Origin of the sequence: Erwinia sp. MMLR14_017 (genome assembly GCF_033657285.1) — a bacterium.
Lineage (GTDB): Bacteria > Pseudomonadota > Gammaproteobacteria > Enterobacterales > Enterobacteriaceae > Erwinia.
The window spans coordinates 32,414-56,265 of record NZ_JAWVWP010000002.1 but is presented as its reverse complement, the minus strand read 5'-3'; the positions used below and the strand labels follow the sequence as shown (position 1 = coordinate 56,265).

20 protein-coding genes and 1 pseudogene are annotated in these 23,852 nt (G+C 53.7%); 7 read left to right on the top strand and 14 right to left on the bottom strand.

Going from position 1 to position 23,852, the window contains the following annotated elements; genetic code table 11:
* Positions 1–17: 17 nt before the first annotated feature.
* The 3 genes from recF to dnaA form a co-directional block, all read right to left on the bottom strand.
* A complete protein-coding gene (gene recF, locus SD961_RS03285; RefSeq protein ID WP_318788976.1) occupies positions 18–1,103 on the bottom strand; it encodes a DNA replication/repair protein RecF in 1,086 nt (361 codons plus the stop codon).
* Between the two features lie 151 nt (positions 1,104–1,254).
* On the bottom strand, positions 1,255–2,355 hold the full coding sequence (gene dnaN, locus SD961_RS03280) for a DNA polymerase III subunit beta (protein ID WP_318788975.1): 1,101 nt from the start codon (positions 2,353–2,355) through the stop codon (positions 1,255–1,257).
* Positions 2,356–2,359: 4 nt separating this feature from the next.
* Positions 2,360–3,754, bottom strand: a complete 1,395-nt coding sequence (gene dnaA, locus SD961_RS03275; protein ID WP_318788974.1) for a chromosomal replication initiator protein DnaA — start codon at positions 3,752–3,754, stop codon at positions 2,360–2,362.
* 605 nt (positions 3,755–4,359) lie between these two features.
* On the opposite strand from dnaA, the gene rpmH reads away from it, so the two are divergent.
* The 6 genes and pseudogenes from rpmH (at position 4,360) to SD961_RS03245 (ending at position 9,252) form a co-directional block, all read left to right on the top strand.
* Positions 4,360–4,500 carry a 50S ribosomal protein L34 gene (gene rpmH, locus SD961_RS03270; protein ID WP_003849659.1) on the top strand — a complete coding sequence of 47 codons (141 nt, stop codon included), beginning with the start codon at positions 4,360–4,362 and terminating at the stop codon, positions 4,498–4,500.
* Positions 4,501–4,517: 17 nt separating this feature from the next.
* Positions 4,518–4,877: a ribonuclease P protein component gene (gene rnpA, locus SD961_RS03265; protein ID WP_034889333.1), complete on the top strand. Its 360-nt coding sequence runs from the start codon at positions 4,518–4,520 to the stop codon at positions 4,875–4,877.
* Positions 4,841–5,099, top strand: a pseudogene (yidD, locus tag SD961_RS03260) (membrane protein insertion efficiency factor YidD). The gene rnpA and the pseudogene yidD overlap by 37 nt, the downstream one beginning before the upstream one ends.
* 2 nt (positions 5,100–5,101) lie before the next feature.
* Positions 5,102–6,745 carry a membrane protein insertase YidC gene (gene yidC, locus SD961_RS03255; protein ID WP_318788973.1) on the top strand — a complete coding sequence of 548 codons (1,644 nt, stop codon included), beginning with the start codon at positions 5,102–5,104 and terminating at the stop codon, positions 6,743–6,745.
* A gap of 84 nt (positions 6,746–6,829) precedes the next feature.
* A complete protein-coding gene (gene mnmE / locus SD961_RS03250; protein WP_318788972.1) occupies positions 6,830–8,194 on the top strand; it encodes a tRNA uridine-5-carboxymethylaminomethyl(34) synthesis GTPase MnmE in 1,365 nt (454 codons plus the stop codon).
* Positions 8,195–8,511: 317 nt separating this feature from the next.
* A complete protein-coding gene (locus SD961_RS03245) occupies positions 8,512–9,252 on the top strand; it encodes a phosphopantetheinyl transferase (RefSeq protein ID WP_318788971.1) in 741 nt (246 codons plus the stop codon).
* Positions 9,253–9,319: 67 nt separating this feature from the next.
* On the opposite strand, the gene SD961_RS03240 is transcribed toward SD961_RS03245, so the two are convergent.
* Positions 9,320–10,633, bottom strand: a complete 1,314-nt coding sequence (locus tag SD961_RS03240) for an NCS2 family permease (RefSeq protein WP_318788970.1) — start codon at positions 10,631–10,633, stop codon at positions 9,320–9,322.
* Positions 10,634–10,842: 209 nt separating this feature from the next.
* Here SD961_RS03240 and yieH point away from each other — a divergent pair, with 209 nt between their 5' ends.
* A complete protein-coding gene (gene yieH, locus SD961_RS03235; RefSeq protein ID WP_318788969.1) occupies positions 10,843–11,505 on the top strand; it encodes a 6-phosphogluconate phosphatase in 663 nt (220 codons plus the stop codon).
* A 66-nt stretch (positions 11,506–11,571) separates the two neighbouring features.
* Here yieH and SD961_RS03230 read toward each other — a convergent pair whose 3' ends face one another.
* From SD961_RS03230 to atpD, 10 genes are all read right to left on the bottom strand, one after another.
* The gene (locus SD961_RS03230; RefSeq protein WP_318788968.1) at positions 11,572–12,807 is read right to left on the bottom strand and encodes an MFS transporter; all 1,236 of its coding nucleotides are present in this window, start codon (positions 12,805–12,807) and stop codon (positions 11,572–11,574) included.
* A 99-nt stretch (positions 12,808–12,906) separates the two neighbouring features.
* Positions 12,907–13,644 (bottom strand): phosphate signaling complex protein PhoU, encoded by a 738-nt coding sequence (gene phoU, locus SD961_RS03225; protein ID WP_318788967.1) that lies wholly within the window; start codon positions 13,642–13,644, stop codon positions 12,907–12,909.
* A gap of 17 nt (positions 13,645–13,661) precedes the next feature.
* Complete coding sequence (gene pstB / locus SD961_RS03220) at positions 13,662–14,432, bottom strand: phosphate ABC transporter ATP-binding protein PstB (RefSeq protein WP_306209263.1); 771 nt, start codon at positions 14,430–14,432, stop codon at positions 13,662–13,664.
* Between the two features lie 43 nt (positions 14,433–14,475).
* Positions 14,476–15,363, bottom strand: a complete 888-nt coding sequence (pstA, locus tag SD961_RS03215; protein ID WP_318788966.1) for a phosphate ABC transporter permease PstA — start codon at positions 15,361–15,363, stop codon at positions 14,476–14,478.
* Positions 15,360–16,322 (bottom strand): phosphate ABC transporter permease PstC, encoded by a 963-nt coding sequence (gene pstC, locus SD961_RS03210; protein ID WP_318788965.1) that lies wholly within the window; start codon positions 16,320–16,322, stop codon positions 15,360–15,362. Before pstC ends, pstA begins: the two co-directional genes overlap by 4 nt.
* An 84-nt stretch (positions 16,323–16,406) precedes the next feature.
* The gene (gene pstS / locus SD961_RS03205) at positions 16,407–17,447 is read right to left on the bottom strand and encodes a phosphate ABC transporter substrate-binding protein PstS (protein WP_318788964.1); all 1,041 of its coding nucleotides are present in this window, start codon (positions 17,445–17,447) and stop codon (positions 16,407–16,409) included.
* A gap of 1,063 nt (positions 17,448–18,510) precedes the next feature.
* Positions 18,511–20,343 (bottom strand): glutamine--fructose-6-phosphate transaminase (isomerizing), encoded by a 1,833-nt coding sequence (glmS, locus tag SD961_RS03200; RefSeq protein WP_318788963.1) that lies wholly within the window; start codon positions 20,341–20,343, stop codon positions 18,511–18,513.
* A 180-nt stretch (positions 20,344–20,523) separates the two neighbouring features.
* The gene (glmU, locus tag SD961_RS03195) at positions 20,524–21,894 is read right to left on the bottom strand and encodes a bifunctional UDP-N-acetylglucosamine diphosphorylase/glucosamine-1-phosphate N-acetyltransferase GlmU (protein WP_318788962.1); all 1,371 of its coding nucleotides are present in this window, start codon (positions 21,892–21,894) and stop codon (positions 20,524–20,526) included.
* A gap of 125 nt (positions 21,895–22,019) precedes the next feature.
* Positions 22,020–22,439, bottom strand: a complete 420-nt coding sequence (locus tag SD961_RS03190; RefSeq protein WP_318788961.1) for a F0F1 ATP synthase subunit epsilon — start codon at positions 22,437–22,439, stop codon at positions 22,020–22,022.
* A gap of 21 nt (positions 22,440–22,460) precedes the next feature.
* Positions 22,461–23,843, bottom strand: coding sequence for a F0F1 ATP synthase subunit beta (atpD, locus tag SD961_RS03185; RefSeq protein WP_306209250.1), 1,383 nt, complete (start codon positions 23,841–23,843; stop codon positions 22,461–22,463).
* Positions 23,844–23,852 lie beyond the last annotated feature (9 nt).

Here is a 23,852-nt window from a genome sequence, read left to right as displayed (position 1 = left end):
CAACGTTTCTCGCTCGTTTAATCTTCAGGTTGAACCGCTATTTTACCCTGTTCTACGTGGAACATCTTGCCCTTTTCGTCAGCCATGTCGAACACGTGTTCGGCACCAATTGCGCTGACAAAAACCTGGGCATGAGTGGCTTTCAGTCGCGCCGCTAACAGCTGCCGACGCGTTTCATCCAACTCAGAGGCAAAATCATCTATCAGATACAGGCAGCGTCGCCCGTTCTGTCGGGTAAGAAACTCACCCTGCGCCAGTCTGAGGGCGCACATCAGCAGCTTTAACTGGCCGCGTGAGAGTAAATCTTCCACCGGCGTCCCGTCGGCACGGATACGAAAATCCGCTTTGTGCGGGCCGCTGGCGGTATAGGTCAGCGCCCGATCGCGTTCAAACTGGCGTTCGAGCAGCTCGCTGTACTCGCTCTCTTTGTCCCAGCCGCGCTGGAAAGAGAAGTTCAGCTGAAATTCCGGTAAAAATTGCGCGCAGGTGACGTTAATATCCGCCGCAATCGCTTCACTGTAGGCTGCACGCCATGTGCTTATCTGTTCGGCCAGCGGAGCCAGCTCCTGATCCCAGGCGCGAATTTGCTGGTAGCGGGAAACCTGCCGCAACGCCGCATTGCGCTGTTTCAGCAGCCGCCGGAGGTTGCTCCAGGCGGTGAAAAAGCCGGGTTCATTGTGAAAGCAGCCCCAGTCGATGTAAGCACGGCGATATTTTGGCCCGCCATTCAACAGGGTAAAGCCTTCCGGGGTGATCAGCTGCATCGGCAGCATCTGCGCCAGCTCTGCAACTTTATGCCCGTCGCTGCCATCAATCCGTACCTTGCTCTCTCCGGCACGATTTTTAGTCAGGCCGACAGAAATTTCCCTTTCGGCGCCTTCGATGCGGCCATGCAGCACAAAAGCGTCCTGATCGTGCCGGATAACCCTTCCCGCCTGCAGGCTGCGGAAAGCCCGACCATGGCCCAGGGTGTAGATCGCTTCCAGCACGCTGGTTTTACCGCTGCCGTTAGCGCCTACCAGAAAGTTGAAGCCGGGAGCCAGCGCCAGATCCGCATTTTCAATATTGCGAAAGTCTTTGATTAGAAGGCGGGTTAAAGCCATTTGAACCACATCCGGGGCATCTCAGAAACGGGAGAAGGCGCAACTGCCGCCTGACGGCCCGCGGGCTGCCTGGCGACAGAGCTGGAACTCTGCCTCGCGTCCCGTCTCCGTTTCGCGCGGCGCCCCAAAGATATGGGGGCAAAAGTTCTGGTTACAACCTCATTGGCATCACAACGTAAGCCGCGCTCTGACTGGCCGCATCCTCGATCTGTACGCTGGAAACGGAGTCCGTTAACAGCAGACGCACGTTCTCGCATTTCAGTGCGTTAAGCACGTCAAGCACGTAGCTGACGTTGAAGCCGATTTCCAAATCGGTGCCACCATAAGTGACGTCCAGCATCTCTTCCGCTTCTTCCTGCTCAGGGTTATTCGCCGTGATCTTCAGCTGATTTTCGCTGATATAGAGGCGAACGCCACGGAACTTCTCGTTAGAGAGAATGGCCGCGCGCGCGAAAGCCTGCTTGAGAATATCGCAGCCTGCATCCAGCGTTTTATCGGGGTTCTTTGGCAAAACGCGGCGATAATCCGGGAAACGGCCATCAACAAGCTTGGAGGTAAAGATAAAGTCGCCAACGTGGGCACGAATGTTGTTGCTGCCAATCTGCACCTGCAGAGGCGTTTCGCCGCCGTCAAGCAGACGAACCAGCTCAATCACCCCTTTACGCGGCACGATCACCGAATGGTTTGGCAGCGACTGTCCAACCGGCATAGAGCAGACCGCAAGGCGGTGGCCGTCGGTGGCTACGGTACGCAGCTCTTCCCCTTCGGTTTCAAACAGCATGCCGTTCAGGTAGTAACGAACGTCCTGATGCGCCATTGAAAACTGCGTGGCTTCAATCAAACGCTTCATGGTGGCCTGAGGAAGGGTGAATTCCACCTCGCTTTGCCAGTCATCCAGGTTCGGGAAGTCGCTGGCAGGCAGCGTGGAGAGCGAGAAGCGGCTGCGACCGGAACGCACCAGCATCCTTTCACCGTCCAGCATCACGGTAATCTCCGCGCCTTCGGGCAATCCCCGACAAATATCAAAGAATTTGCGTGCCGGTACCGTGGTGGCACCCGGTTCGTGATCCTGTGTCAGCGCGACACGGGCCACCATCTCCATTTCCAGATCGGTGCCGGTCAGCAACAGGCTGCCTTCATTCACCTGCAACAGCAGGTTGCCAAGGATGGGTAAAGTTGGCCGACCGCCCAGTGGGCTGCTGACCTGCTGTAAGGGCTTAAGTAAATGCTCGCGTTCTACAATAAATTTCATAGCGTCAGGAAGATAATGTTCTGATTAAATTGGAGAAATCTTCTTTAATATCGTGACTTTCTTCACGCAGCTGCTCGATTTTACGACAGGCATGCAGCACCGTAGTATGGTCACGACCCCCGAAAGCATCACCGATTTCCGGCAAACTATGGTTGGTCAATTCTTTTGCCATCGCCATCGCCATCTGGCGGGGACGCGCCACCGAGCGGGAACGCCGCTTGGAGAGCAAATCAGCCACCTTGATTTTGTAATACTCTGCCACCGTTTTCTGGATGTTGTCGATGGTGACCAACTTTTCCTGAAGCGCCAGCAGATCGCGCAGGGCTTCCCGCACAAAATCGATAGTGATGGCCCGGCCGGTAAAATTGGCATTGGCAATCACACGGTTCAACGCGCCTTCCAGTTCACGCACGTTGGAACGCAGACGTTTAGCAATAAAGAAAGCCACTTCACCCGGCAGACGGATATCGTTTTCATCCGCTTTCTTCATCAGGATCGCCACGCGGGTTTCCAGTTCAGGCGGCTCGATCGCCACCGTTAATCCCCAGCCAAAGCGTGATTTCAGACGATCTTCCACCCCATTGATCTCTTTTGGATAGCGATCCGAGGTCAGAATGATCTGCTGATTGCCTTCCAGCAATGCGTTAAAGGTGTGGAAGAACTCTTCCTGAGATCGTTCTTTATTGGCAAAGAATTGAATATCATCAATCAACAGCGCATCTACCGAACGGTAGTAACGCTTAAACTCTTCAATAGCATTGTTCTGCAGCGCCTTCACCATATCCTGCACAAAGCGCTCGGAGTGCATGTAGACCACTTTCGCATTTGGTTTACGCGCCATAATGCCGTTGCCTACCGCATGCAGCAGGTGGGTTTTACCCAAGCCCGTGCCGCCATAAAGGAACAGAGGATTATAAGCGCCGCCGGGATTGTCTGCGACCTGGCGGGCTGCCGCACGGGCCAGCTGGTTTGATTTACCTTCAACGAAGTTATCAAAGTTGTGCTTGGTGTTAACGTTCGAGCGGTAAGAGAGCTCTGCCGGTGCCGGCATGCTGTCCCAGCTTGGGCGCGAAGGCGCCGGACGTGAACCCTGCATCGGCGCGCTGGCCTGAGCGGCGCTCGCCATAACCGGCTGGCTGATCTGCCGTGTCACCGGCTTACTGCCCACTTCAAAACGCAGTAACGGCGTGTCTGCACCGCAGAAATCATTCAGCAGGGCGTTAATGTTATTAAGGTATTTATCCCGAACCCAATCGAGCACAAACCGGTTTGGTGCATACAGGGCCAACGTGTTGTCGTTTAATTCGGCCTGCAATGGACGTATCCACATGCTGAATTCGGTGGCAGGTAGTTCATCCTGCAAACGGGCAAGACACTGTTGCCAAAGCGTAAGTGACACGGCGGACTCCACTCGAAAAAATTCGATAAGAAAAAAGGCGCTGAAGCGATAAATTCATCATTGTTGACGCATGCAGATGAGGCACATACGAACCGCTGTCCGCGGTTATCCCGCCACTGATCGACCCGGAGGATCGCAAACGGAAGGGCGGATCATAGCGTAAAGCGAAGCAGAGATCTTCACTTTCTACACAGTTTTGTTCCAATTTATCCACAGGCCCAGAGACGCGGGGATAAGTGTAGGCTTTCGGCCATAAAAGGCATTCAGGATCGTCTGCTTTCGGTGAATTTTAAAGGTGCCGTCACGTTATTATCGCAAACGTGATGTAAGCGGATCGCAAGAAGATCCTGGCCGATCCTTGCGCTTTATCCCAGACGCCGTATAATTCTTGCCCCGGCGTATTGCGCTCTGGCCCAAACCGGCTGGTTTTGCGGTCGAATGGGATATCCAGGCGCGGCTTTTTAACGCGAAGTAAATTGACTCCGGACTGTACAATTATTACAATCCCGCCTCTTTATTAAAGACACACTGAGGCGTCGGTCGGTTTTCTGACCATCAAAACGCGTCACCAAGTGAAAATTTTCCAAGTTTAGGTAGAAATCGCCATGAAACGCACTTTTCAACCGTCCGTACTGAAGCGTAACCGTTCACACGGTTTCCGTGCTCGTATGGCAACAAAAAATGGTCGTCAGGTTCTGGCACGTCGTCGTGCTAAAGGCCGTTCACGTCTGACCGTTTCTAAGTAATAAAAGCTAACCGCTGAGTGGTTAAGCTCGCATTTCCCAGGGAGTTACGTTTGTTAACTCCCACTCATTTCACTTTCGTCTTCCAGCAGCCACAAAGAGCTGGCACGCCGCAAATTACTATTCTCGGCCGCCTGAACTCGCTGGGGCATCCCCGCATCGGTCTTACCGTCGCAAAAAAACACGTCAAACGCGCGCATGAACGCAACCGGATCAAGAGATTGACCCGCGAGAGTTTTCGCCTGCGTCAGCATGAACTTCCAGCAATGGATTTTGTGATCGTGGCGAAAAAAGGCGTGGCTGACCTGGATAACCGTGCGCTGACGGAAGCGTTGGAGAAACTATGGCGTCGTCACTGTCGCCTGGCTCGCGGCTCCTGATAGCGGCCATTCGCGTGTACCAACGCGCGATAAGCCCGCTACTAGGCCCCCACTGTCGTTTCCACCCCACCTGTTCTCAATATGGAATTGAGGCCTTGCGCAGGTTTGGGGTGGTAAAAGGCAGTTGGTTGACGCTGAAACGCGTATTAAAATGCCACCCCTTGAACCCGGGTGGCGACGATCCGGTGCCGCCACATAACCATTGATACCAGAGAACATTAACGATGGATTCGCAACGCAATCTTTTTCTCATCGCTTTTCTGTTCGTGTCTTTTATGATCTGGCAAGCCTGGCAGACGGACCATGCTCCGCAGCCTGTGCAGACGCAGACCACGCAAAACACGACAGCAACCGGTGATGCCGCAAACCAGGGTGTCCCTGCCAGCGGCCAGGGCAAAACGATCACCGTTAAGACTGATGTCCTGTCTTTACATATCAACACCCGTGGTGGCGATATTGAACAGGCACAGCTGCTGACTTACCCGGACAAACTGGGTTCTTCACAGCCATTCCAGCTGCTGGAAACTACCCCAGGTTTTCTGTATCAGGCGCAAAGCGGTCTGACCGGTCGTAACGGCCCGGACAACCCGGCTAACGGCGCGCGTCCTCTGTTCACCACCACTCAGGAAAGCTATGAGATGGCGGACGGTCAGAGCGAATTGCGTATTCCGATGACCTACACCGCTGAGAACGGCGTAACCTACACCAAAACCTTCGTACTGAAGCGCGGTGAGTTTGCCATCAACGTGGATTACCAGATCAACAACACCACCCAGCAGCCGCTGGAAGTGGCGATGTTTGGTCAGCTGAAGCAGACCATCGACCTGCCTAAACATCGTGATACCGGCAGCAATAACTTTGCGCTGCATACTTTCCGTGGTGCGGCTTACTCCAGCAGTGAGACCAACTACGAGAAGTACAAATTCGATAAAATCAGCGATAACGAAAACCTGAGCACCACCACCAACAATGGTTGGGTGGCGATGCTTCAGCAATATTTCGCTACTGCCTGGGTGCCTCGTACCAACGGTACCAATACGCTTTATACCACTAATCTGGGTAACGGTATTGCCGCTGTCGGTTACAAATCTTCCCCAATCTCTGTCGCGCCGGGTTCGCAGCAAAACCTGGCTGCCACCTTGTGGGTAGGTCCGGAAATTCAGGATAAGATGGCTGCTATCGCGCCTCATCTCGACCTGACGGTGGATTACGGTTGGTTATGGTTTATCTCGCAGCCACTGTTCAAACTGCTGAAATTCCTGCACAGCTTTATCGGTAACTGGGGCTTCTCCATTATCGTTATCACCTTTATTGTTCGTGGCATCATGTACCCGCTGACCAAGGCGCAGTACACCTCCATGGCAAAAATGCGCATGCTGCAGCCGAAAATTCAGGCTATGCGTGAGCGTATGGGTGATGATAAGCAGCGCATGAGTCAGGAGATGATGGCGCTCTACAAAGCAGAGAAAGTGAACCCGCTGGGCGGCTGTCTGCCGCTGGTGATCCAGATGCCTATCTTCCTGGCACTGTATTACATGCTGATGGGCTCGATTGAACTGCGCCATGCGCCGTTTGCGCTGTGGATCCATGACCTTTCTGCGCAAGACCCGTATTACATCCTGCCGATCCTGATGGGCGTGACGATGTTCTTCATTCAGAAGATGTCGCCAACCACCGTGACCGACCCGATGCAGCAGAAGATCATGACCTTTATGCCGGTTATCTTTACCGTGTTCTTCCTGTGGTTCCCGTCCGGCCTGGTGCTGTACTACATCGTCAGTAACCTGGTGACCATTATCCAGCAGCAGCTGATCTATCGCGGCCTGGAAAAGCGTGGCTTACACAGCCGCGACAAGAAGAAAGCGTAATTTGCGCCAATAACCGCAAATAACCCAGTAAAATAAGGCGGTCATCTGACCGCCTTATTTTTTGCCTTAAAAAGAGAGTTAACTATGAATCACAGCGAAACTATTGTCGCTCAGGCGACCCCGCCAGGCCGCGGTGGTGTAGGCATTCTGCGGGTTTCCGGCAGCCAGGCGTCAGAGGTGGCTCAGGCGCTGCTGGGCAAGCTGCCAAAACCACGCTATGCCGATTACCTGCCTTTTTGCGACAGCGAAGGCAACGCGCTGGATCAGGGCATCGCGCTGTGGTTCCCCGGCCCTAACTCCTTCACCGGAGAAGATGTGCTGGAACTTCAGGGGCATGGCGGGCCGGTAATCCTCGATATGCTGTTAAAGCGGATTGTCGCCCTGCCGGGTGTACGTATTGCCCGCCCTGGCGAATTCTCTGAACGTGCATTCCTCAACGACAAACTCGACCTGGCGCAGGCAGAGGCGATTGCGGATCTGATTGATGCCAGTTCAGAGCAGGCTGCGCGTTCCGCTTTAAACTCGCTGCAGGGGGCTTTTTCGCTGCGCGTAAACAATCTTGTGGAAGCGCTCACTCACCTGCGAATCTATGTAGAGGCGGCGATCGACTTTCCGGATGAGGAGATTGACTTCCTTTCTGACGGCAAAATTGAAGCGCAGCTGAATCAGGTGATCGGCGATCTCGATGGAGTGCGTAACGAAGCCCGCCAGGGTAGCCTGCTGCGTGAAGGGATGAAGGTGGTGATTGCCGGGCGACCTAATGCCGGCAAATCCAGCCTGCTGAATGCGCTGGCAGGCCGTGAAGCCGCCATTGTGACCGACATTGCCGGTACCACCCGCGATGTCCTGCGCGAGCATATTCAGATCGACGGTATGCCGCTGCATGTGATTGATACGGCTGGCTTGCGTGAAGCCAGCGATGAAGTGGAGCGTATCGGCATTGAACGCGCCTGGAAGGAGATTGAACAGGCTGACCGCGTGCTGTTTATGGTCGACGGCACCACAACTGGCGCGACAGAACCCGCTGAAATCTGGCCAGACTTCATTGCGCGCCTTCCGGAGTCGCTACCGATCACCGTGGTACGTAATAAAGCAGATGTTACCGGTGAGCTTCAGGGCTTAACGGAAGTGAATGGTCACTCACTTATTCGTCTCTCAGCCCGCACCGGTGATGGCATTGATGTGCTGCGTAACCATCTTAAAGAGAGCATGGGCTTTTCCGGCAATATGGAAGGCGGTTTCCTGGCCCGCCGTCGCCATCTGCAGGCGCTTGAGTTAGCAGCTACTCACTTACTTCAGGGACGTGACCAGCTGCTGGGCGCACGTGCTGGTGAACTTCTTGCTGAGGAACTTCGGGTCGCGCAGCAGGCGTTAAGTGAGATTACTGGCGAATTTACCTCTGATGATTTGCTGGGCCGCATCTTCTCCAGTTTCTGCATCGGTAAATAAGCCTGCGCCGCTGGCTGGCTGACAACTTTACTTCTCCGCTTTTGTAGCAGCGAATCAGACCGGGCCGTCAGGGTACTTAACCTGACGGCCCGGTTCCCCGCACGCTGTGGTTGTGCTTCAGTTGCTCACCTTCATCTTTCTGTTTTTCATGCAGACATTTTCTTTTCAGGATCTGAGAGGCTCACTTGTATGGCTCAGGTCGCAAAACATGATCTTTATCTGAAAGTTTCCAATTACAGAGCAAGAGAGGTGATATTTGCTAAGAAAATTCTTACAATAACAGTGATGAAATTCCGACCATTTTCACGGAGCGACAGATGGCAGGTCATTTTGCACGCCGGACACTTGTCCACGGCACCTCGCTGGTGCCCAGACTCCCCCAGAACCTGATAAATTTTGCCGACACGCTGGCTGAAAAACGCCGAACGCGCTATCTCGCCGCCCGTTCGCTGCTGGCTGAACTGATGCTGCGGATTTACGGTATTACTCAACTTCCTGAATTAACCCTTTCCCCCTGTGGCCGCCCTCGTTTTGTCGATGGCGATCTGCCTGACTTCAGTATTGGCTATGCCGGGAGTATTGTTGGCGTATTGCTGGCCGAGGAAGGTGGCAGAGCCGGGTTGGGAATGGAAATTATGCGTGCCCACAGCCGTCAGACGATGGATCTCTTTCTGCGCGATCTCTCTTCGGGAGAGAGAGCCTGGATTAATGCCCAAACCGATCCGGCTGAGGCTGCAACCCAGCTTTGGACAATGCGTAAAAGCCTGCTGAAGTTGACGGATCGGGCAGAAAACCCGGGCGACTCGCTGCGCTTACATCCCGCTTCAGGCAGATTAAGAGCGCTTAATTTTCCGGATATTCAGGCTGTTTCAGACGTTGAACCCCTACTGCTCTGGTCCTGCGCCTTTTCGCCGGGCAACGAACGGCTGCATCTGTGGGAGCTGGATGAGAAGGAGAACTGGGTCCGGTTGCAGGAAATTCAGATTAACAAAGCCATTATGGGTGAACGCGTGCTGCGTCTGACCAGCATGCCAGCGGAGAGAGTAGGGAGTTGTTGATAACCGGCATCCGGCGAAGCGGTGGAAAAGGGTAAGAAACAGGCCGTTTTCACGGCCTGTCCGGGGATCAATGAGCGTCGATAAAGGCAATTTTCAGCACAAACAGCAGCGCAACAATCACCACGCAAGGGCTGATTTCACGCCAGCGACCGGTACCCAGCTTCATCACGCAATAGGAGATAAAGCCCAGCGCGATACCTTCAGTAATAGAGAAGCTGAACGGCATCATTGCGGTGGTAACAAACGCAGGCACTGCTTCGGTCAGATCATCCCACTTCACGCGCGCCAGGCTTGAGGTCATCAGCACGCCAACGTAAATCAGCGCACCGGCGGCTGCATAGGCTGGCACCATGCCTGCCAGCGGCGAAAGGAACATCACCAGCAGGAACAGAATGCCCGTCACTACCGCCATCAGGCCTGTACGTCCACCAATTGAGACGCCTGAAGAGCTTTCAATGTAGGCCGTCACGGAAGAGGTGCCGATGTAAGCACCCGCTACGGAGCTGATGCTGTCTACGTAAAGCGCCTGCTTCATGCGTGGGAAAGTGCCTTTCTCGTCAGTCAGCCCCGCCTTATCCGTCACGCCAATCAGCGTACCTGAAGAGTCAAACAGGTTAACCAGCATAAAGGAGAAGATGATGCCAGCCATGCCGACATTGAACGAGCCAGCCAGATCGACCTGACCCAGTACGGAGGTGACGCCGGTTGGCATTGAGAACACGCCACCATATTTCACATCGCCTATGGCCAGCCCAATCAGGGTGGTGATCACAATCGATATCAGAACGGCAATATGAATGTTACGGGAGGCCAGGATGGCGATAATAAAGAAGCCCAGCGCGCCCAGCAGGACGCTGTGAGAGGTTAAATCGCCTACCGCCACCAGCGTATCTTTATTGGGTACCACAATGCCGGCATTTTTCAGGCCGATCATCGCAATAAACAGACCAATCCCGGCGGTAATCCCCACGCGCAGGCTGACCGGAATATTCGCAATCATCCAGTAACGGATGCGGAAAATCGTCAATAAGAGCAGTCCCACCGCGCCCCAGAAGATGGCGCCCATGCCCACCTGCCAGGAGATACCCATCGCGCCTACCACCACAAAAGCAAAGAAGGCATTCAGGCCCATCGCCGGAGCCAGCGCAACCGGAAGGTTAGCCACCAGGCCCATCAGGATGCTGCCTCCGGCCGCAATCAGACAGGTGGTCACGAAAACCGCCTGTGTGTTCATGCCCGCCACGCCGAGGATCTGCGGGTTAACGAACACGATGTACACCATCGTCAGGAAGGTGGTGAAACCGGCAATCACTTCAGTACGCGCTGTCGTACCGTGCTCCTGCAGTTTAAAGATCCGCTGTAGTAGACCTGAATTATTCATTATGTGATTCCAAAACGGAGAAAAGTTATCGACGGCTATCCTAACCTATAAAATTTATTTTGGTAGCTAACCGCAGGGATTTTTCGCAACCGATTGCGCTGATCTTTCCGCAAGATCGCGACCACTAACTGGAATTGACATTTGTTAAGCGCAAACCCTCGCCAGTGAAGTAAAGTGAAAGGACGAGAAAATAACGAAGGGAGTGTTTGATGACCGTTGGCTGCATATTTTTTGATTGTGATGGCACACTGGTAGACAGTGAGCTGCTGTGTACGCAAGCCTATGTAAACACCTTTGCCCGGTTTGGCGGCGAGCTTTCGCTGCAGGAGATGTTTGAAAAGTACAAAGGCGTCAAGCTCTACGAGATCATCGACGATGTCTGTGCAGAGCATCACCTTACTGTGAGCAGAGAAGAGTTTGAGCCAGCCTATCGTAAAGAGGTTGCGCGGCTTTTTGATCTGGAACTGAAACCGATCGCTGGCGCCAAAACGCTGCTGGAGCAGGTCACCGTACCGATGTGCGTGGTCTCGAACGGCACCGTGCCTAAAATGCAGCACTCGCTGGGGCTGACCGGCATGTTGCGCCATTTTGATGACCGGTTGTACAGCGGCTACGATATATCAAGCTGGAAGCCTGATCCGGCGCTTATGCTGCACGCCGCAGAGCAGATGGGCGTGGCAATTGAGCAGTGCATTCTGGTCGATGATTCAGAAGCGGGAGCCAGAGCCGGTATCGCTGCGGGCATCCCGGTGTTTTACTTCTGTGCGGATGCGCACAACAAGCCGCTCGATCACCCGCTGGTCACCTCTTTTACGGAGATGTCGCAGCTCCCGGCGCTGTGGCGTGAACGCGGCTGGGATATCGCGGGCTGAAAATGCGGGGCAAGGGAACGCCCCGGTCTCTGTATGCCGCTGCTGCGTCAGGCTCTTTGCCAGGCTTCAGCCAATAGCTCCCAGCGCATCCTCACTCCCCTGCTTTTTCGGCAGCAGAAACAGCGTGGCCGCAATATCCAGCAGATAAATCAAGGCCAGCAGAGTAATTGCTGCCGTAAAGGAGAGGTTAACCACCAGCAGCCCAATAACCAGCGGACCAAAGCCGCCCACGCCGCGACCGAGGTTAAACAATACGTTCTGCGCTGTGGCACGGACCTGGGCTGGATAGGTGTCGGAAATCAGCGCACCGTAGCCGCCAATCATACCGTTCACAAACATGCCCATAATCGCGCCGGTAAAGAGCATCACCGTGGGATCGCGAAGCTGGGCATAAACAATCACCATCACTACCGCGCCGAACTGATAAAGCAGGAAAATTTTCCAACGGGCGAAGCGGTCAGCCAGTACGCCAAACAGCCAGATACCAAAGGTCATTCCTACTACCGTCACCGCAGTCCAGAGTCCCGATTTAGTCAGTGAGAAGCCAAAATTGCTGGAGAGATAGCTCGGCATCCAGATCATCAGGCCGTAATAGCCAAAGTTCTGCACCGAACAGAGGATAAAGATCCCCAGGCTGGCTTTGGTGGTGGCGGCATCCTTAAACAGCAGCCTGATGCGGGCGGAGAAAGAGAGCCCCTGATTCACATCAACATGCCGGGTGAAGCCTTCCGGCTCGCCCATGCCGCGACGGATGGCAAAAGAAGCCAGGGCAGGCAACAGCCCCACCAGAAACATGCCGCGCCAGCCAATATGGCCGAGCAGGAAAGGAGTAATAAACGCCGCCAGCAGCACGCCCAGCTGCCAGCCGATGCCAACCCAGGCTGAAGCACGGTTACGCTTGTTGGCAGGCCATGCCTCGGCGATCAGCGCCATCCCGATGCCAAACTCTCCGCCCAGGCCAACGCCCGCCAGCGTGCGATAGAGCAACAGATCCCAGTAGCCCTGCGCAATAGCGCAAAGCCCGGTAAAGAGAGAGAACATCAGAATAGTGAAGGTCAGGACACGAATGCGCCCGAAGCGGTCGCTGAGATGACCGAAGATAATGCCACCCATAACTGCGCCAATCAGCGTCCAGGTCACCAGCGAGCCGGCCTGAGAGGGATTCAGCGCCAGTGAAAGGCTGATGGCGGGCAGCATAAAGCCCAGGATCAGCAGATCAAAGCCGTCCATGGCGTAGCCGCTAATGGCAGCCAGCATCGCTTTACCCGGAGTGGCGCCCTTTACAGCTCTCTTTTGTGTCATGAGTGTTCCTTGCCAGAATGTCGTGCGGCAAGTATACGTTTTCAGCGGTTACATTCCAGACGAAAAAAGCAGGCCGGGCGAACCCGGCTTGAGGAGGGATCAGGTGGGATTGTTCTCGCCATTGCTGTCGCCGGTTAACAGCTTATCCAGCTCGTCACCGCCAACGTGGCGGAAATCCTGTCCTTTAACAAAGTAGAAGATAATTTCGCAAATGTTCTGGCAACGGTCACCGATGCGTTCGATAGCACGAGCACAGAACAGCGCGGTCAGCACGCTTGGAATGGTTCGCGGATCTTCCATCATATAGGTCATCAGCTGGCGCACGATGCCCTCATACTCCTGGTCGACTTTTTTGTCTTCCCGGTAGATCTCAATCGCCGCAGTGAGATCCATGCGCGCAAATGCATCCAGCACATCATGCAGCATCTGGATAGTATGGTGGCCAAGGGACTCCAGACTCACCAGCAGCGGCTGATGGCTTTGTCCAAACTTCTCCAACGCCGTGCGGCTGATTTTTTCAGCCACATCGCCAATACGCTCCAGCTCGGAGATGGTTTTGATGATCGCCATCACCAGACGGAGATCGCTGGCGGTTGGCTGACGTTTGGCGATGATGCGCACGCAGGCTTCATCAATCGACACTTCCATCATATTAACCTTCTGGTCGCCATCAATGACCTGCTTCGCCAGCTCGCCATCCTGGTTATGCATGGCGGTAATCGCATCCGTCAACTGCTGTTCAACCATGCCACCCATGGTTAATACCTGGGTACGGATATGCTCCAGCTCGGCGTTAAACTGCCCGGAGATATGTTTGTTCAGATTCAGGTTATCCATCGTATTCTCCAGTCAACTCAACCGTAGCGGCCGGTAATGTAGTCTTCAGTTTGTTTCTGATGCGGCTTGGTGAACAGCGTGTCGGTGTCGCTGAACTCAATCAGTTCGCCCAGATACATAAAGGCCGTGTGATCGGAGCACCGTGCAGCCTGCTGCATATTGTGCGTAACGATAACCACGGTGTAATCCTGCTTAAGCTCGGTGATCAGCTCTTCAATTCTGCCCGTAGAGATAGGGTCCAGCGCAGAGCAGGGTTCATCAAGCAGCAGCACTTCAGGGCGAATCGCAATCCCCCGTGCGATGCACAAACGCTGCTGCTGGCCGCCCGAGAGACTGTAACCACTCTGATGCAGTTTGTCTTTGGTTTCCGTCCACAGCGCCGCTTTGGTCAGCGCCCACTGCACGCGCTCATCCATATCAGCACGCGAGAGCTTTTCAAACAGACGTACGCCAAACGCAATATTGTCATAAATGGACATCGGGAACGGCGTGGGCTTCTGAAATACCATCCCCACGCGGGCGCGCAGCAGGGCGATGTCCTGGCTGGCGGTCAGAATATTTTCCCCATCCAGCATGATTTCGCCTTCGGCGCGCTGCTCCGGATAAAGTGAGAACATTTTGTTAAAAGTACGCAGCAGGGTGGACTTGCCACAGCCTGACGGGCCGATAAAGGCGGTAACCTGGTTTTTGGCAATATCCAGATTGATGTTTTTCAGCGCATGAAATTTACCGTAATAGAAGTTCAAATCACGAACCTGAATCATCTTACGTGAGGTGTTGTCAGCCATTCTCTTTCTCGCTTATTCGCGCCGCCGCAGCCGCGCCAGGGAATTAATGTTTACTACGGGCAAAAACGATGCGCGCCAGGATATTCAGTAACAGCACGCAGAGGGTAATCAGCAGCACGCCCGCCCAGGCCAGACTCTGCCATTCGGCAAACGGGCTCATGGCAAATTTAAAGATGGTCACCGGCAGGTTAGCCAGCGGCTGCATCATATCGGTACTCCAGAACTGGTTAGAGAGCGACGTAAACAGCAGCGGAGCGGTCTCTCCGGCAATACGGGCAATTGCCAGCAGTACCCCGGTCAGGATGCCGGAGACAGAAGCCTTGAGCGTAATGGCTGAAATCATCTTCCATTTCGGCGTACCCAGCGCATAGGCTGCTTCACGCAGGCTGTCCGGCACCAGTTTCAGCATGTTTTCCGTGGTACGAATCACAATGGGGATCTGCAGAAGCGCCAGAGCAATTACACCAGCCCAACCCGAGAAGTGCTGCATCTGAGCCACCACAATGGTGTAAACAAACAGGCCAACTACAATTGAGGGAGCAGAAAGCAGGATATCGTTGATAAAACGGATCACTTCTGCGAGCCAGGATTTACGCCCATACTCCGCCAGATAGATCCCGGCCATGATCCCCAGCGGGGTGCCAATCACTGTGGACCAGAGGATCAATAATCCGCTGCCCGCAATAGCGTTCGCCAGCCCGCCGCCCGCCGTATTAGGCGGCGGCGTATTTTCCGTAAACAGCGACAGCGTCATGCCGTCCACGCCGCGCGTCACGGTGGCAAACAGGATCCATACCAGCCAGAACAGCCCAAACGCCATGGTCAGCAGCGAGAGGGTCAGAGCAATGCGGTTCTTCATCCGACGCCATGCCTGCATTTTACGGCGTGACGCTAACAGCTCAGCACGAGTCTGCATCTCCATGGTGGTCATGAACGCGCTCCTTCACTTTTCGCCAGACGCAAAATCATGAACTTTGAGCAGGCCAGCACAATAAAGGTGATGACAAACAGGATCAGACCCAGCTCCATCAGTGCGGCGGTATGCACACCGGATTCAGCTTCAGCAAATTCGTTGGCCAGTGCCGAGGTAATACTGTTACCCGGCATAAACAGTGAAGGACTATCCAGCTGGTAGGTGTTACCGATAATAAAGGTCACGGCCATGGTTTCACCCAGCGCACGGCCCAGGCCCAGCATCACGCCGCCAATCACACCATTTTTGGTGAACGGAAGCACCACCCGCCAGATGACTTCCCAGGTAGTGCAGCCAATGCCGTACGCCGACTCTTTCATCATCACTGGAGTCTGTTCGAACACGTCACGCATCACTGAAGCGATATAGGGAATGATCATGATGGCCAGAATAATCCCGGCAGCCAGAATACCTATCCCAAAAGCAGGACCCGAGAACAGCGCGCCGACGATGGGAATATTTGCCATCAGGTCGCCCAGCGGCGTCTGGAAGTAGTTAGCAAACAGCGGGGCGAAGATAAACAGCCCCCACATGCCATAGACAATACTTGGGATCGCAGCCAGCAGCTCAATCGCCACACCCAGAGGGCGGCGTAGCCAGCCAGGGGCAAGTTCTGTCAGGAACAGCGCGATACCAAAACTAACCGGAACGGCGATAACTAACGCAATCACCGAGGTCACGACGGTGCCATAGATAGGCACCAGCGCGCCAAATTGTTCGTTGGGAGCATCCCAGGTTTTGGTCCACAGGAAGGAGAAGCCGAACTTCTGCATGCTGGGCCAGGAGGAGAAGATCAGAGAGACAATAATGCCGCCGAGCAGAAACAGCACAATCAGCGCAGCCAGTTTAACCAGCGCACCGAAGATGAGGTCACCCTGTTTTCCGGGAGCTTTAAATGTCGGCTTGGTTTCAGCCATAAGATTCTCGATATTGAAAGTGTAGGGGCGGCACGACGATGCCGCCCGATGGCACAGGCCGGATTAACCGGCCCCTACAACCGCTTAGTAAAGCGCTTTACCCGAGCCGTCTTTTACGTTGGTTTTCCATGCTGCGCGGATCTGCTCAACAACAGAGTCCGGCAGTGAAGCGTAGTCCAGGCTGTTAGTGGTTTTGCCACCGTTTTTGTATGCCCAGTCAAAGAACTTCAGTACAGCAGCACCTTTGTCAGCATTTGCCTGCTCTTTGTGCACCAGAATGAAGGTGGTGGAGGAGATTGGCCAGGCATCAGCTCCTTTCTGGTAAGTCAGGTCCTGCGCGAAAGATTCGCTCCAGTTAGCGCCTTTCGCGGCGTTGCTGAAACTCTTCTCGCCTGGCTCAACGGCTTTGCCATCGGCATCAACCAGTTTGGTGTAAGCCAGGCTGTTCTGTTTGGCATAGGCGTACTCAACATAGCCGATAGAGCCAGGCAGGCGCTGTACGAAGGCCGCAACGCCGTCATTGCCCTTACCGCCCAGACCGGTAGGCCAGTTTACGGTGTTGCCTTTACCAATTTTGCTGTTCCAGTCGCTGTTAACTTTTGCCAGGTAGCTGGTGAACACAAAAGAGGTGCCTGAACCATCAGCGCGGCGAACCACGTTGATGTTGCTGTCTGGCAGTTTCACACCCGGGTTCAGCTTAGTGATAGCCGGGTCGTTCCACTTTTTGATGGTGCCCAGGTAAATGTCGCCCACGGTTTTTCCATCCAGCGTCAACTGGCCAGATTTAATACCCGGGATATTAACGGCCAGAACCACGCCACCGATCACGGTAGGGAACTGGAACAGGCCGTTTTTCTGCAGATCTTCATCTTTCATTGGCGCATCAGATGCACCGAAATCAACAGTCTTAGCAATGATCTGTTTTACACCGCCGGAAGAACCGATGCCCTGATAGTTAACCTGTGCGCCCGTTTCGGTGTTGTAGTCAGCAGCCCATTTGTTATAAACAGGCGCCGGGAAGGTGCCGCCAGCGCCGGTCAGATTAGTGGCGGCAATTGCAGAAACCGCGCTCAATGAGAGGGTTACAGCTACGCATTGAGCCAGGGTTTTTTGCATCAGTGTCATGTTCCCTCCAGGGGATTTCAGGTCTGCTTTTTAACAGGAATAATGATTGTTGCTGGAGGCAAAATAGGACAGTTTGATGACATTACCGTGTACGTAATATGACAGTTTTATGACAAAAATCCGGATAGCAGTAAGGTGGGTAGAACAGGCTGGTTTTAGTGCGTCAGCTAACAGGAGTATCAGGGGCAGGAAGCTTATTTTTTTATATGTCGCGCGAGGGATCACTCCTGAAAATAAATAGTTTATCCTTAAAATCATAAAAGCCCTGACTATGACAGCCAGGGCTTTTAGGGTACTACACTTTCATTAATTAGCATTAAATTACTTAATTTTCACATACTACTGTTTGTACAACTTAGCATGTACAAGTTCACAAAGATAATATTAGGTTCTGAGTCTATAAATACCTCCTATTATTACCAATTAACATGACCTGCCTTTTCACTCTTAAACAAGACAGGCTGAACCAGTACAATTCCCTTCGCGATATCTACTTTTTGATGCGTGGCTTTACATCTTCACTTATTGATGCGTTGCCTTACATCATCGCGATTTTATCCCCACTGCGATGAACATAACAACTACGTGGCCTTAAAACATCATGTGGGAAAAGAACTCCTCACTATGATCCCCATACAACAATATAACGAGGCCTTTATCGCAGATAACTCTTTTACGCTCTTAAGCGTCAACTTACTTACTACTGACAGACAATTTCGTCTGCCGTTGATTAATAATCTACGCATCTTTAAAACGAAGTCAATACTGTTTTTAATAACATGTGATTACTTACAGCTTTTCTGCTGTGGTGGCATTAAATCGGCCGGAGAATAAATAAATATTCCCGATATTTCCTTCTTAACCGGCTCTTACTGACCGGGTTCATTAAGGAAAAACCCGTACCGGTTCACTCTGTTTTGCTGCATTAAGAAACCTGTTTACCCGTACCGTTTTCTCTGCATCGCCTATAAAAAATCCGGTCAGCCTTTTAATCGGCATAACCGGATTTTTTCAGGGAAAATCAGTCATTCATCTCACTGAACTGACTTTCCAGGGAAGCGGACTATTCCACCGTCACTGACTTCGCCAGGTTACGCGGCTGGTCAACGTCCGTGCCCTTGATCAGCGCCACGTGATAGGAGAGCATCTGCAACGGAACGGTATAGAAGATGGGGGCAATAATCTCCTCAACGTGCGGTAACGGGATAATGCGCATCCCTTCCGAGTTGCTGAAACCGGCATCCTGGTCAGCAAAGACATAGAGCAGGCCACCGCGCGCGCGAACCTCTTCAATATTCGACTTCAGCTTTTCCAGCAGCTCGTTATTTGGTGCAACCACAATCACCGGCATATCGGCATCGATCAGCGCCAGCGGGCCATGCTTGAGTTCACCTGCCGCATAGGCTTCCGCGTGAATATAGGAGATCTCTTTCAGCTTCAGCGCCCCTTCCATCGCGATCGGGTACTGATCGCCACGGCCCAGGAACAGCGCATGATGCTTATCAGAGAACTCTTCAGCCAGCGTTTCAATCAGCTTGTCCTGCGAAAGCATCTGCTCGATACGGCTTGGCAGCGCCTGCAGGCCATGCACGATGTCATGCTCGATCTGCGCGTCCATGCCTTTCAGGCGGCCCACTTTCGCCACCAGCATCAGCAGTACGGTCAACTGGGTGGTGAACGCTTTGGTCGAAGCTACGCCAATTTCGGTACCGGCTTTAGTCATCAGCGCCAGGTCAGATTCGCGCACCAGCGAGGAGCCAGCCACGTTACAGACGGCCAGCGATCCCAGATAGCCCAGCTCTTTAGAGAGGCGCAACGCCGCCAGCGTATCCGCTGTTTCGCCAGACTGAGAGAGGGTGATCAGCAGGCTGTTTTTGCGCACCGCAGATTTGCGATAACGGAATTCTGAGGCAATTTCGACGTCACAAGGAACATTCGCCAGCGCTTCAAACCAGTAGCGCGATACCATGCCGGAGTTGTAAGAGGTGCCGCAGGCCACAATCTGGATATGCTCAACCTGCTTCAGCAGCTCGTTGGCATTCGGACCCAGCTCGGAGAGATCCACTTCGCCGTGGCTGAAGCGCCCGGTCAGCGTGTTTTTGATCGCCATCGGCTGTTCATAAATCTCTTTCTGCATGTAGTGACGGAACTGGCCTTTGTCACCCGCATCATACTGTACGGTAGATTCGATTTCGCTGCGCTCTACTGACTCACCCTGACGATTAACAATTTTCACCTCACGGCGGGTAATCTCTGCAATATCGCCCTCTTCGAGGTAGATAAAGCGGCGAGTCACCGGCAAAAGGGCCAGCTGATCGGAAGCGATAAAGTTCTCACCCACGCCACGACCAATTACCAGCGGGCTGCCGGAACGCGCAGCCACCAGCACCGACGGATCGCGGCTGTCCATAATCACCATGCCATACGCACCGCGCAGCTGAGGGATCACGCGCAGTACCACTTCACGCAGCGTACCACCCTGCTGTTTCTGCTCCCAGTGTACCAGGTGAGCAACCACTTCAGTATCGGTCTCAGAGGCGAAAATATAGCCCCGTTCCGTCAGCAGTTCGCGCAGGGGTTCATGGTTTTCAATGATGCCGTTATGAACGATGATGATATGTTCAGAGATATGGGGATGCGCATTAGCCTCGGAAGGCTCTCCGTGCGTAGCCCAGCGCGTGTGCGCAATACCCGTGCCGCCCACCAGCGGGGTAGTTTCCGCAGCTTCGGCCAGCTTAGCGACCTTTCCCAGACGACGCAGACGCGTGACCTGGCCTTCTGCGGTGACCACTGCCACACCGGCAGAGTCATAACCCCGATACTCGAGGCGACGTAACCCTTCAAGCAGGATTTCAGCGATATCACGCTGGGCAACTGCACCTACAATTCCACACATAATGTTATTCCTGTCGTCATGATCCTGTGGATCATTAACTTTGTCTTCTGACCTGATTAGTCCGGCTTTACCGGTTCCCCGAGCCTTTGTAGAGAGTGGGGTTTATATTTATAACTGCACTTACGGGAGGGATGAGTCCCTCAAGAATAATAGTGGGGCAGCCTGCGCTGCCCGATTGATTTACTTCTTCTTCGCCGGACGCTGCCAGTCTGTTTTCAGATTCTGTTCTTTGCGGTTGTAAACCAGCCCGGCGGTCAGGACATCTTTCATTATCGTGGTGCCAGCCGCAATGGTTGTGCCTGCAGCGACCGAGACCGGCGCTACCAGCTGAGTATCAGACCCCACGAAGACATCATCACCAATAATCGTCAGGGATTTATTTACGCCATCGTAGTTACAGGTAATGGTGCCGGCACCGATATTGACGTTTGCGCCGATTTTCGCATCACCCAGGTAGCTCAGATGTCCGGCTTTGGAGCCTTTACCTAACGATGCCTTTTTCATTTCAACAAAGTTGCCTACGTGCGCGCCTTCTGCCAGCTGCGAGCCGGGGCGCAGACGGGCAAACGGGCCGATGGTGCAGGCCGCAGAGAGTTCCGCTTCTTCCACCACGCTGTAGGGGCTGATTTCACAATCATCGCCAATCACACAGTTTTTCAGGATGCAGCCGCTGGCAATTTTGACCCGATTGCCCAGCACTACCCGGCCTTCAATAATCACATTGGTATCGATTTCGACATCTCTTCCGTGGGTCAGCTCACCACGCAGATCGAAACGGGCAGGATCTTTCAGCATCACACCCGCTAACAGCAGTTTCTCAGCCTGTTCCGCCTGATACACCCGTTCAAGCTGAGACAGCTGCAGGCGGTTGTTCACGCCTTCCGTTTCGGTGGCCCGCTCAGGATGCACCGCTTCGGTAACGCGGCCTTCCTGATGGGCAAGGGCGATAATATCGGTGATGTAATATTCACCCTGAGCATTGTTATTGGTCAGCTTGCTTAACCAGCGTTTCAGATCGGCTCCGTTAGCCATCAGAATGCCGGTGTTGATTTCTTTGATCGCGAGCTGGACAGGGGAGGCGTCTTTCTGTTCGATAATCCCCACCACCGAGCCATTCTCGCGCAGGATGCGACCGTAGCCGGTTGGATTATCCAGCATCACCGTCAGCAGGGCGATACCGCCTTCAGGTTTGGCTTGCTGTAAACGTTGCAGCGTCTCTACCGAGATCAGCGGCACGTCGCCATAGAGCATCAGAATGTCTTCATCATCGGCAAAGTGCGGCGCGGCCTGCTGCATGGCATGGCCTGTTCCCAGCTGTTCCGCCTGCAATACCCAGTTAAGCGAAGGCTCAGGCAGGGCTGACTTCAGCAGCTCGCCGCCGTGGCCATAAACCAGATGGACATGGGCGGCACCAAGCTTGTTCGCCGCATCGATAACATGTTGCACCATCGGCTTTCCCGCCAGGCGATGCAGTACTTTCGGCAGGTCGGAGTACATGCGGGTACCCTTGCCGGCAGCAAGGATCACCACGCTCATTGCGCTGTTAGACATAGACATCCTGAATTTCAGTAATTAAACGGAAGTAAAACTGTTTAGCTGTGAAAATACTACATTTTTCTCGGCAAAAAAAATGCCAGTCAGTTTCCTGACTGGCATTCGGGCTGCTTAAACCTGAGTTACATCGCTTTTTTGGTCAACTCGATCACGCGCAGTTTGGCGATCGCTTTAGCCAGTTCAGCCGACGCGGTAGCAAAGTCCACATCACCGTGAGAGCTGTTCATATGCTCTTCGGCTTTGCGTTTCGCTTCCATCGCACGAGCTTCGTCGAGGTCGGTTCCACGGATCGCTGTATCAGCCAGCACGGTAACCGCGCCCGGCTGCACTTCCAGCAAGCCGCCGGAGAGATAAATATACTCTTCGTCGCCTTGCTGTTTAACGATGCGAACCATACCAGGTTTAATGGCGGTCAGCAGCGGAGCGTGGCCAGGGAAAATCCCCAACTCACCTTCGCTACCTGACACCTGGATTTTCTGTACTGATCCTGCGAACATTTGTTGTTCTGCGCTGACAACGTCCAGGTGATAAGTCATAGCCATGATTAACCTCCAGAGAAACTGTTACAGCTTCTTCGCTTTTTCCACGGCTTCTTCGATGGAACCAACCATGTAGAAGGCCTGCTCTGGCATATGGTCGAATTCACCTTCCATGATGCCTTTAAAGCCACGGATGGTATCTTTCAGCGACACATACTTGCCTGGAGAACCGGTGAAGACTTCTGCCACGAAGAAGGGCTGGGAGAGGAAGCGCTGCATCTTACGAGAGCGTGCTACCACCAGTTTGTCTTCTTCAGAGAGTTCGTCCATACCGAGGATGGCGATGATATCTTTCAGTTCCTGATAACGTTGCAGCAGGGACTGAACGCCACGGGCGGTATCGTAGTGCTCCTGGCCAACAACCAGTGGATCCAGCTGACGGCTGGTAGAGTCCAGTGGGTCAACCGCTGGGTAGATACCCAGAGAAGCGATCTGACGGCTCAGTACCACGGTTGCGTCAAGGTGCGCAAAGGTGGTGGCTGGTGATGGGTCAGTCAAGTCATCCGCAGGGACGTAAACGGCCTGAACGGAGGTGATTGAACCAGTCTTGGTGGAGGTAATACGCTCCTGCAGGACACCCATCTCTTCCGCCAGCGTTGGCTGATAGCCTACCGCAGAAGGCATACGACCCAGCAGTGCTGATACTTCAGTACCGGCCAGGGTGTAACGGTAGATGTTATCGATAAACAGCAGAACGTCACGACCTTCGTCACGGAACTTCTCAGCCATAGTCAGGCCGGTCAGCGCTACGCGCAGGCGGTTTCCTGGTGGCTCGTTCATCTGCCCATAAACCAGAGAAACTTTATCGATAACGTTAGAGTCGGTCATCTCGTGGTAGAAGTCGTTCCCTTCACGGGTACGCTCGCCCACACCGGCAAAGACGGAGAAACCTGAGTGCTCAGCCGCAATGTTACGGATCAGCTCCATCATGTTTACGGTTTTACCTACACCCGCACCACCGAACAGACCGACTTTACCGCCCTTAGCGAACGGACACATCAGGTCGATAACTTTGATACCGGTTTCCAGCAGCTCTTGCGAGTTGGACTGATCTTCATAAGAAGGTGCTGCACGGTGAATGGCCCAGCGCTCTTCTTCGCCGATGTCGCCCTTCATATCGATAGGCTCACCCAGCACGTTCATGATACGGCCAAGTGTGGCAGTGCCAACTGGCACTTCGATTGGGTGCTCAAGGTCAACCGTTTCCAGACCGCGCTTCAGGCCGTCGGAAGAACCCATGGCGATGGTACGAACCACGCCGCCACCCAGCTGCTGCTGGACTTCCAGCACCAGACGAGCATCACCATTTTTAACCTCAAGGGCGCTGTACACTTGTGGTACTGCGTCCTGAGGGAACTCGACGTCCACAACGGCGCCGATTACCTGGACAATCTTTCCAGTAGCCATCTTGAATCC